12 protein-coding genes are annotated in these 8,246 nt (G+C 68.1%); 3 read left to right on the forward strand and 9 right to left on the reverse strand.

The genetic code is table 11. From position 1 onward, the window contains the following. Positions 1-59 precede the first annotated feature (59 nt). From ACGFYH_RS20760 to ACGFYH_RS20785, 6 genes are all read right to left on the reverse strand, one after another. Complete coding sequence (locus ACGFYH_RS20760) at positions 60-665, reverse strand: hypothetical protein (protein WP_393804607.1); 606 nt, start codon at positions 663-665, stop codon at positions 60-62. 104 nt (positions 666-769) lie between these two features. Beyond that, positions 770-1,189 (reverse strand): hypothetical protein, encoded by a 420-nt coding sequence (locus ACGFYH_RS20765; RefSeq protein WP_393804608.1) that lies wholly within the window; start codon positions 1,187-1,189, stop codon positions 770-772. An 82-nt stretch (positions 1,190-1,271) separates the two neighbouring features. Beyond that, positions 1,272-1,604 carry a hypothetical protein gene (locus ACGFYH_RS20770; RefSeq protein ID WP_393804609.1) on the reverse strand — a complete coding sequence of 111 codons (333 nt, stop codon included), beginning with the start codon at positions 1,602-1,604 and terminating at the stop codon, positions 1,272-1,274. Positions 1,605-1,655: 51 nt separating this feature from the next. Beyond that, positions 1,656-2,048, reverse strand: coding sequence for a hypothetical protein (locus ACGFYH_RS20775; RefSeq protein ID WP_393804610.1), 393 nt, complete (start codon positions 2,046-2,048; stop codon positions 1,656-1,658). A gap of 65 nt (positions 2,049-2,113) precedes the next feature. After that, positions 2,114-2,467 (reverse strand): SH3 domain-containing protein, encoded by a 354-nt coding sequence (locus ACGFYH_RS20780; RefSeq protein WP_393804611.1) that lies wholly within the window; start codon positions 2,465-2,467, stop codon positions 2,114-2,116. After that, the gene (locus tag ACGFYH_RS20785) at positions 2,455-2,826 is read right to left on the reverse strand and encodes an SH3 domain-containing protein (protein ID WP_393804612.1); all 372 of its coding nucleotides are present in this window, start codon (positions 2,824-2,826) and stop codon (positions 2,455-2,457) included. Before ACGFYH_RS20785 ends, ACGFYH_RS20780 begins: the two co-directional genes overlap by 13 nt. 666 nt (positions 2,827-3,492) lie before the next feature. On the opposite strand from ACGFYH_RS20785, the gene ACGFYH_RS20790 reads away from it, so the two are divergent. Then, entirely contained in the window at positions 3,493-4,128 is a 636-nt protein-coding gene (locus tag ACGFYH_RS20790; protein ID WP_393804613.1) for a hypothetical protein, read from the forward strand. Positions 4,129-4,300: 172 nt separating this feature from the next. Here ACGFYH_RS20790 and ACGFYH_RS20795 read toward each other — a convergent pair whose 3' ends face one another. After that, complete coding sequence (locus ACGFYH_RS20795; RefSeq protein ID WP_359438249.1) at positions 4,301-4,516, reverse strand: hypothetical protein; 216 nt, start codon at positions 4,514-4,516, stop codon at positions 4,301-4,303. An 851-nt stretch (positions 4,517-5,367) separates the two neighbouring features. Here ACGFYH_RS20795 and lexA point away from each other — a divergent pair. Then, entirely contained in the window at positions 5,368-6,039 is a 672-nt protein-coding gene (gene lexA / locus ACGFYH_RS20800; protein WP_393804614.1) for a transcriptional repressor LexA, read from the forward strand. 171 nt (positions 6,040-6,210) lie between these two features. On the opposite strand, the gene ACGFYH_RS20805 is transcribed toward lexA, so the two are convergent. Then, positions 6,211-6,687 carry an ATP-binding protein gene (locus ACGFYH_RS20805; protein ID WP_393804615.1) on the reverse strand — a complete coding sequence of 159 codons (477 nt, stop codon included), beginning with the start codon at positions 6,685-6,687 and terminating at the stop codon, positions 6,211-6,213. Positions 6,688-6,832: 145 nt separating this feature from the next. On the opposite strand from ACGFYH_RS20805, the gene ACGFYH_RS20810 reads away from it, so the two are divergent. Further along, positions 6,833-7,132 (forward strand): winged helix-turn-helix domain-containing protein, encoded by a 300-nt coding sequence (locus ACGFYH_RS20810; protein ID WP_393804616.1) that lies wholly within the window; start codon positions 6,833-6,835, stop codon positions 7,130-7,132. 114 nt (positions 7,133-7,246) lie between these two features. Here ACGFYH_RS20810 and ACGFYH_RS20815 read toward each other — a convergent pair whose 3' ends face one another. After that, positions 7,247-8,098 carry an IS5 family transposase gene (locus tag ACGFYH_RS20815; protein ID WP_393804623.1) on the reverse strand — a complete coding sequence of 284 codons (852 nt, stop codon included), beginning with the start codon at positions 8,096-8,098 and terminating at the stop codon, positions 7,247-7,249. Positions 8,099-8,246: the final 148 nt, after the last annotated feature.

The following is an 8,246-nucleotide window of genomic DNA, read 5'->3' on the forward strand; positions in this document are numbered from 1 at the left end:
CCCCGACGGGCATCTCTGCCGGGGTCCGCTCCGTGTTCGGATGTTGCGCCGACCGGGGGTCAGTTCTTGACCGGCCACTTCAGTGGGTCGTTGTAGTAGCCCTGGGTCAGTTCGACCGCGGAGGCCTTCTGGCCCTCGGGGACCAGAAAGACACTGCAGATCTTCTCCGACTGCCCTCCGCTCAGCTGCTTCTCGGTGTCCGACGCCGGGCAGCTCGGCCACTTGGCCTGTCCCATGAGGACGATGAGGGCCTTGGTGCGCTGCCCCTTATCCGTCGCGACGACCAGGTCGTCGTCCATGTCGCCCACGGTCATGGCCTTGCCGCTCTTGTGGGTGAGGGTGGCCGACACGTAGACGGGGACCTGGGGGCCATCGCTCTTGTCCAGCTGCACGCCGGAGTTCTTCATATCGGCCTGCGTCCCCATCCGCACCTTCGTGGGCGTGACCGTGTACGTGGCGCCGCTCGACACCTGCATGGTGGATTCCTGCGGCGGGCTGGCCTCACCCAAACGGTAGGACGTCTTCGTGTCCGCCTTGTCGCCCGACGCCTTGGCCCCGGTACTGCCCGAGTCCTTCCCCGAAGCCGAGCCGCCACAGCCGCTCAGTGCCACAGCCAGCGCCAGGGTGCCCATTGCGGCCGGCACGGCACGAGTCCACATACGCATGTCCCTCACTCTCCCCGTTGATCGTTTGCATTGCCCAGGCTCTCAGCGACAGCCCGGGTGAGGGTCGCCGGGTCAGTCCGGCGGCCCTCGGTTCTGGCGGCGGGTCAGGAAGCCGCAGCGTGCGGCGCTGAGACCTCGGCGAGCACGGACCCCGCCCCCAGGAGCACGGCGTAGTAGTCCGCCCGCCATACCCACCCGCCCCCTTGCGTGACGGCACGCACCACCAGCGAGCGCCCCTCATCGCGCACCCGGAGGCGGGCGTCGTCCAGCGCGATGAGGAGTTCGAGGTGGAAGTGCTCCGGGAGCGGCGGCCGCGTACCGGCATCCACGGTCCCGGAGAATCTGGCGTACGGCTCACGGCTGTCGACCAGGGGCACCCATCCGGATTCCTGACCCCCAGGGACCTCTGCGATCAGTCGCGGCCGGTCGCCGACGAGTTGCAGGTGCCGCAGGTCGTCCGCCCGGATCAGCCGGTACCTCTTGCCGTCGTCGACCAGGTTCGTTGCCACCCAGACGTCGGCCATGCTCGATCCCCTCCTAACGGACGCCGGGCGGACCCTGGTAGGGCCCGCCCGGCGGTGACTCGCTCTCAGTCCTCGGTGTTGGTCAGGTGGCGCGCGGGTCGGCGCAGGCCAGCTTTACCCAGCCCTTCTTGGCGGTCTTGCCGTGGTGCCAAGTGCCGTACCAGTAGCTGATGTTGTCGTTCTTGTCGAGCCAGGACTTGGTGATGTGGCCGTAGTCCTTGCCCTTCTCGTACACGTACATGACGTGCTTGCCTTTGCCGTTCGGCTTGGTGCGGACGTCGGCCTTCTTGCAGGTGATCTGCTGGTTGAAGGTGTCGGCCGCCATAGCCGGTGCGGCCGCCGAGACGCCCACACCTGCGGTGAGGGCGAGACCCAGCGCCGTCGCGGCCGTGGTGCGACCCAGGAGTGTCTTCATCGTTTCGTCCTCATGCTGTTGCCTGCGGATGTCCGGGGCTGACCGGGGGTGTCAGTCGACGTACCAGCGGGTCATCGGGCCGCACTTCGTGGGCTTGTGACCGGTCTTGTAAACGCACGCCCGGATCTTGTGGTAGCCCTCGAACAGCGTGGGTGTCTTCCAGCTGCCGCCGTTCTTGACCCCGGTGTCCTTGACGGTGACGAGGAGGCGGCGGCCATCGTCGGCGAAGACCTGGGTGACGGCCCCGTAGCCGTCCTTCTTGATGTCGTTCGCCCACACCCGCTCGGAGCCGTAGTAGTACCAGCCCTCGCCGCCGCGGTTGGTCGAGTAGACGTAGCCGGAACTCGCCGCGGACGCGGGCGTGGCGGCCAGACCTGCGGTGAGAGCGAGGCCCAGGGTCGCCACGAGGGTGGCGCCGGCGCGGGCGATGTTCTTCTGCGACATGCGATGTCCTTCGGGACGCAGGGGTGGTCTGCGGGCGGACCTGGTGGGCCCGCCCGGAGGTGGCATCAGTGGAGGTACTTACTGGCCACCCAGCCCGTACGGCCTTCCTGCGGCCCGTTCAGCCCGACGACCCGCATCCATCCGGCCTTCTTGGCCTTGCACTTCACCTCAAGGCCGTCGCCCTCGTGCACGACGCCGAGTGCGGCGTAGTTCGTCCCGGGGCCGGACCGGAGCTTGATGTTCGTGGTCGGGAACGTCCACCAGTAGCCCGCCGCGTACTTCTTCCCGCAGGCAGAGGTGCCGACGACGGACTGCGACGCGTTGGCCGTCGAGACGCCTGCACCTGCGGTGAGAGCGAGGCTCAGGGCCGCTACGACCGCGCCGACGCGGACACGCGGGTTCCTCGTCAGCTGTGGCATGACGTGTCCTCCGGGATGCACGTGCCCGTGTCGTCCGCGCTGGTGTGGAGGAGGTCGCTTCGGATCCAGCCGGTCTTGCCCTTGGCGTTGCCGGTGGTCATCTTGACCCTGTACCAGATGCCGCTGTCGATGACCTTGACGTCCTTCTCGGAGCACCGGTTGCCCTTGTAGGCGATGCCCACCGTCGTAGAACTGGTGGAGGCCTTGGAGCGGACCTTGGCGGAGGACGCGGTGACGTAGCAGCCCTTCGCGGCGGCTTGTCCTGTGGCGGCCTGCGCGGAACCGGCGGTCGCGACCAGGCCGGAGCCCGCCAGAGCGGCCGTCAGCGAGATGGCGCCTATTGCTATTCGTGCGCGCACGTGTTTCCCCGTTCGATGTTTCCGGCACTCCCGTGAATGCCTTTGCGTTCGGGACCGAGACGGAAGTCAATTGAAGTCTCTTGTGCATGTCAACTTTTTACGCATTCCGAAATAGGGGTCGTCTCCGCGAGATTTCGCGTGGCGCAACTACCCAGTTCAAGACCCTTGGGGGCATCTATTTTTACGCCGGGTGGAACGGGATCTTTTCGCGTGGCGCAATAACCGCCCGCAATGCCAGATTTGATGCGATGTAAGCGCTCTCGCCTTTTCGTGTGCCGGATGTACGATGCACCTGAGGCCCGAGTGGTTGATCAAACAACAAGGGGGTGGTCGCCGGGCGCGGGCCGAAGCCGAGGCCCGAGGAATGAACGCCAGAAGGGTCGACAGGCCCGACGGGGACAGCCGCTCACTCGGACATGGAGAAAGCGGCTTGCATGGCGAGGGAAGACCACCTTGTTCAGCAGGGCAAGCAACACGACCGATGGAGAACCGACCACCACAGATTCACGACCAGCGGGCGGAACCGCGCACGCCCAGCGGGTCAAGATGGTCGAGAGAGCATTCACGCTCCTCGACGGGCCCGCACACGGGCCCAGCGAAATCGCTGAGGTCACCGGCCTCAGTGTCACGGCGGTGTACCGCATTTTGCAGTCCGGAATCCCCAGCATGTACTTCGTGCAGCTGCCCGGCAGGAAATACCGCCTTGGCCCCGGCGCGGCCAAGATAGGCATGCAGGCAATGGTGCACGCACCGGGCACCGAGACGTCCCACCCACTCCTGGAACAGCTGAGCAGCGCCCTGGACGCCATGGCGATGCTGTGGGTGATCTCCCCGTACGGCGGTCCCCGCCGAGTGCTGGCCGACTACGCACCAGGCCGGTACGACCTGGACGCGCTGGGCCTGACCGCCGACCAACTGGTGGCCGTGGGCGGCTCCTTGCGGGTCGGACCGTCCGGCCGGGTGATCGCGGCACACCTCCCTGACACGCTGGTCGACAGCGTGCTGACCCATACCGTCCCCGCAGGCGCCGGCCCCGGAGCGCTGGGAGAAGCCGACGACTTCCTGGCGTCGCTGCCGGAGATACGGGACGCCGGCTACAGCCTGGGCCGCGAGGAGATCGCCGGATGGGGTGAGGTCGCCGCCCCCGTACTGTGGGGCGACGCCGTCTACGGCGCGATCAGCTCGCTCAAGCCGTCCTCACTGCTGAAGGACACGGGGAGCGCGATCAAACGGACGGTGGCAGCCGCCGACCGGTTCAGCCTGCTGGTGTCCAGCGGGGGCCTGCCTCACTTGATCGGATGACGAGCAGGGGCGAGACGGTCCGCGCCCGCGCGTTCGTCCCTTGCGCACCCGCTCGGCCCAGCTGACCGCATTCCAGCGCTTCGCCGACGGAACAGCCGGACGCACCCCGGCGCCGGGCCCCTCAAACCCGAGAGTGGACCCGGCGCCTGCCTCGTACAGCACGAGGCAGCGTTCAGCGGCGGACGTGGATGCGGACCTGGACCGTCCCACCCGTGGCGGCCGCCGCGGCTCCGAGTCCGATCACAGGGGCCAGGTAATCGCTGTTGCCGCTGAGGGTGAGCACGATGACGGCGATGATCGTGCCCAGCACGGATAACGCGCTGATCCAGGTGAGCGCTTTCGCCATGGTCGACGAAGGCGCCGAGGGGCTACGGTCGGTCTGAGTCACGGGGATGTACTCCTCCAGTTCCGGGGATCTTTTGTGACCCGGGGAGAAGCCGGCCGGACCGGCGTGACGGGCTGTCCAGCCCGGCTTCCCCTCGGGAGATCGCGTGGTGCAGTTCGGACCGGTGCGCGCGCCAGGCCCGACACAGATCGAAGCCGAGCACGCTGCGCGCCAACACCCTCTTCGGGCGACGGACTCCGTTAACGCCGTTAAAGATCGTCGAGCGCGCCGTCATCGAAGCATGGTCGTTTCGCGTGCAAGGCAACTCACTGAAGGTGGCCACGAACTGGCCACGCTTCGCCGAGATGGCCGTGAAGTGGCCGAGGAATGGCAATGGTTCGGCGTTGACAGGTTTCCCGGCACCATGTTGTCCGGAGCCCCCGGACCTCTGTCCTCCCTTCTGCGCGGGCACTCCGATGGAACGCTGACACCGCCTCGACCACGAGCCACCACAGGCATGAACCTCGCGAAGAGTGCACGCGAAGCGCGAGAACCCGTGATCCGTCTACGTGAAGTGATCGAAGCACCTGCTGGTGCGCGAGCAGAGGCCTCTGCCGCAAGTGGGGTGAAGTGGGAAGCAGCCCGCCGCAGCACCGAATTGCGGTGCTTTACGGCTATGCTCCCCAGCCCGGGAAGTCGGGTACACCCCTCTTTGCCGCCGGGGCTGCGCTCATGGAAGTGGGGCGAAGTGGGGGAGCGCTGCCCCTTGACACGCCCGGCGGGCGCATCAAGCCGGAGAGCCTCGACGCGCAGACCTGCACCTTCTCCCCCTGGAATGCCGAAGGAGTGTTCCATTTACGAGGGATGGAGGGTTATGGTCGCGCTCTGCGAGATCTTGTACGGAGGTGCCCCGGATGGAGAATCCCGCGCCCGCACGCCGAGGTCGGCCTCCGGGCATCCGGTCTGCCGAGGGGGAGCTGACGAGCCGCCAGGCGGCGATCGTCCGCTGCATCACGGAGACGGTCCGCCGGCAGGGCTACCCGCCGTCGATGCGGGAGATCGGCCAAGCTGTTCATCTCGCCAGCACGTCCTCGGTCGCCCACCAGCTGATGGCCCTCGAGCGCAAGGGCGTCCTCTACCGTGACCCGCACCGTCCCCGCGCCTACCGCGTGAGGCCTTCGTGGGCACCCGACTTGGGGGACCGGGGCGAGGCACCTGTCGACGTGCCGCTCGTCGGCCGGATCGCCGCCGGCGCACCCCTGCTCGCCACGGAGATGGTCGAGGACGTCTACTCCCTGCCCCGCCAGGTCGTCGGCGAGGGCGATCTATTCGCCCTGACCGTGTCGGGCGACTCGATGATCGACGCGGCGATCTGCGACGGCGACATCGTGACCGTACGCCGCCAGGACAGCGCCGACCACGGAGACATCGTCGCCGCGCTCCTGGAGGACGAGGCCACCGTAAAAGTGCTGCGCCGACGGGACGGACAGGTGTGGCTGCTTCCCCGCAACCCCGCCTACAAGCCGATCCCCGGTGACCAGGCTCAGATCCTCGGCAAGGTCGTCGGCGTCCTGAGGGTGCTCTGAGGCGCCGGAAAACCCGTGGAGATCCTCTCGTTGATCCTGCCAAGCTGACACGCACCGAAGGGGTGTAGCTCAGTGCCTGTTTTCGATCCTGAGCTGCGCGTTTGCCCAGCTCAGGATTCGAACAGGGACGGCTTGGGTTGCTCTGGTGCCGACCTCGGCCTCGGGGGCGGGTCAGGAGGGCTGTCGACCGGCCGGGTCTCCGCCGGGGTCGTCGGCCAGCTCGATGACGGCGGTGATCCGCTTACCCACCGGTTCTCGGTGGACACAGAACGTCTGGGACACCGCCATGGTGAGCTCAAGGCCGTGCTGGCCGATCCGTCCCGGGTCGGTTGCCTGGACCGTCGGCAGGGTGGTGCTGCTGTCCCACACGCTGATCTGGACGGCGCCCTCGATGATCTCAAGGTCCAGAAGGCACGGGCCGGGAGCGTACTTGCGGGCGTTGGTGACCAGCTCGCTCACGACCAGCTGCACCATGCCCATCGCCCGCGCCGAAACCGGCAGCCCGTGCACGGCCTGCACGGAGGTGAGGAAGTCGCGGGCCATGTCTCGGGCCTCGGCGATCTCCGCGCTGCCCTCGAACGCGGCTCCGGCCCTGATGTGACGGTCGACCAGCGGCTCCTGGCCCTCATTTTGGGCAGCAGCATCCATGGACCCGCCTCACTTCCGAAGCGCCGAGCAGTGCCCACCCCGCCTACCCCTGGAATACCGCAGCACGCGCAAACACGCGACGATTGTTTCGAGAAATGTGCTGCGGGTATCCCGCCTGGGCAGAGTCGAGTGGAGGGAGCAGGATGTGAGTGACCAGGCCGGGCAGTGGCACTTCCTCACCAACCACGCCCGGGTGCTGTTCGCCATCGCGCGCGACTCTTCCGCCCGGCTCCGCGACATCGCTGCGGTCTGCCGCATCACCGAGCGCACCGCGCAGAGCATCGTCACCGACCTCGAACAGGCCGGTTACATACGTCGCGAACGCGAGGGACGGCGCACTCGCTACGTCCTCTGCGCGGACGGCACCCTCCGCCATCCAGCGGAGGCGCACGTGCCCGTGCGGGAACTGCTGGACGTCTTCGCCTCGCACGACGGCGGGCGCTGACCTCAGCGGTTCCGCTGACGGTCGCCGGTGGTGGTGGGAGGATGGGGTCCAGGCCGGAGGGGATCGGGCGGCTCTGGGTGGCGGTGGCGGTGGTGACCGTGACCGCCGTTTTGATCAGTCCCGTTGGGCTTCGCGGGAGGCCGGCTGTCCGCTTCTGCGGGAGCTTCGGCGGGTGATTCGCCTGGTCATGATGGTGATCGCGGCCCAGGTGATGAGCGATTCCGAGTGCTGGACGAGCCGTTCGTAGTCCCGCGCGTGTCTGCGGGCGTGCATGATCCAGGCGTGTGAGCGCTCGACGACCCAGCGCCGGGGCAGAACGACGAACCCGGGGACGTTCTTCGGGCGGCTGACGGTCCTGATCGTCAGGTCCAGGCAGGTCTTGGCCCAGGTCACGAGCTGTCCGGCATAGGCAGAGTCGGCCCAGACGATGGTGATCTCGGGGTGCATCAGCCGCAGCCGGAACAGCACTTCCTTGGCCGCGTTGCGGTCGGTCATGTCGGCCGGGGTGACCATGACGAACAGCGGCAGGCCCTTGGTGTCCACGACAAGGTGCCGCTTGCGCCCGTTGATTTTCTTGCCCGCGTCGTAGCCGCGGGAGTCCTTGCCCACGGTGTCGGCGGCCTTGATCGACTGGGAGTCGATGACGGTGGCGACCGCTCCGGGCGCCCGGCCCATCTCGCGGCGGATCCGCTTGCGGAGCTGGTCACGGATCTGGCCGACGACGCCGCAGGCGGCCCAGCGGGCCATGAACCCGTAACACGTGCGCCAAGGCGGGAAGTCCTTGGGCAGGGCCCGCCACTTGCAGCCGGTGTCCACGACATAGCGGATCGCGTCCACGATCTCCCGGCGGGGATGCTTCTCGGGACGGCCGCCTGCCTTCGTTTCGCAGGCCGGTGTCGGCAACATGGGCTCGATGAGGGCCCATTCGTCGTCCCAGGTGTCGGAGGGATAGCAGCGTCGCCGCAGCAACGTTCCTCCCTCAAGGACGGGGCGGGGGCGGGGGCGGGGGGGGCGGCCCCCCCCCCGGGGGGGGGGGGGGGGGGGGGGGGGGGGGGGGGGGGGGGGGGGCCCCCGCGGGGGGGGGGGGGGGGGGGTGTGTGGCCCCCCCCCGGGG

It is taken from the genome of Streptomyces sp. NPDC048392, from assembly GCF_043200575.1.
Lineage (GTDB): Bacteria > Actinomycetota > Actinomycetes > Streptomycetales > Streptomycetaceae > Streptomyces.

What these genes read in the sequence shown, in the direction of transcription:
- ACGFYH_RS20760 (WP_393804607.1), bottom strand. Translation starts at nt 665, where the DNA reads ATGCGTATGTGGACTCGTGCCGTGCCGGCCGCAATGGGCACCCTGGCG.
- ACGFYH_RS20765 (WP_393804608.1), bottom strand. Translation starts at nt 1,189, where the DNA reads ATGGCCGACGTCTGGGTGGCAACGAACCTGGTCGACGACGGCAAGAGG.
- ACGFYH_RS20770 (WP_393804609.1), bottom strand. Translation starts at nt 1,604, where the DNA reads ATGAAGACACTCCTGGGTCGCACCACGGCCGCGACGGCGCTGGGTCTC.
- ACGFYH_RS20775 (WP_393804610.1), bottom strand. Translation starts at nt 2,048, where the DNA reads ATGTCGCAGAAGAACATCGCCCGCGCCGGCGCCACCCTCGTGGCGACC.
- ACGFYH_RS20780 (WP_393804611.1), bottom strand. Translation starts at nt 2,467, where the DNA reads ATGCCACAGCTGACGAGGAACCCGCGTGTCCGCGTCGGCGCGGTCGTA.
- ACGFYH_RS20790 (WP_393804613.1), top strand. Translation starts at nt 3,493, where the DNA reads ATGTACTTCGTGCAGCTGCCCGGCAGGAAATACCGCCTTGGCCCCGGC.
- lexA (WP_393804614.1), top strand. Translation starts at nt 5,368, where the DNA reads ATGGAGAATCCCGCGCCCGCACGCCGAGGTCGGCCTCCGGGCATCCGG.
- ACGFYH_RS20805 (WP_393804615.1), bottom strand. Translation starts at nt 6,687, where the DNA reads ATGGATGCTGCTGCCCAAAATGAGGGCCAGGAGCCGCTGGTCGACCGT.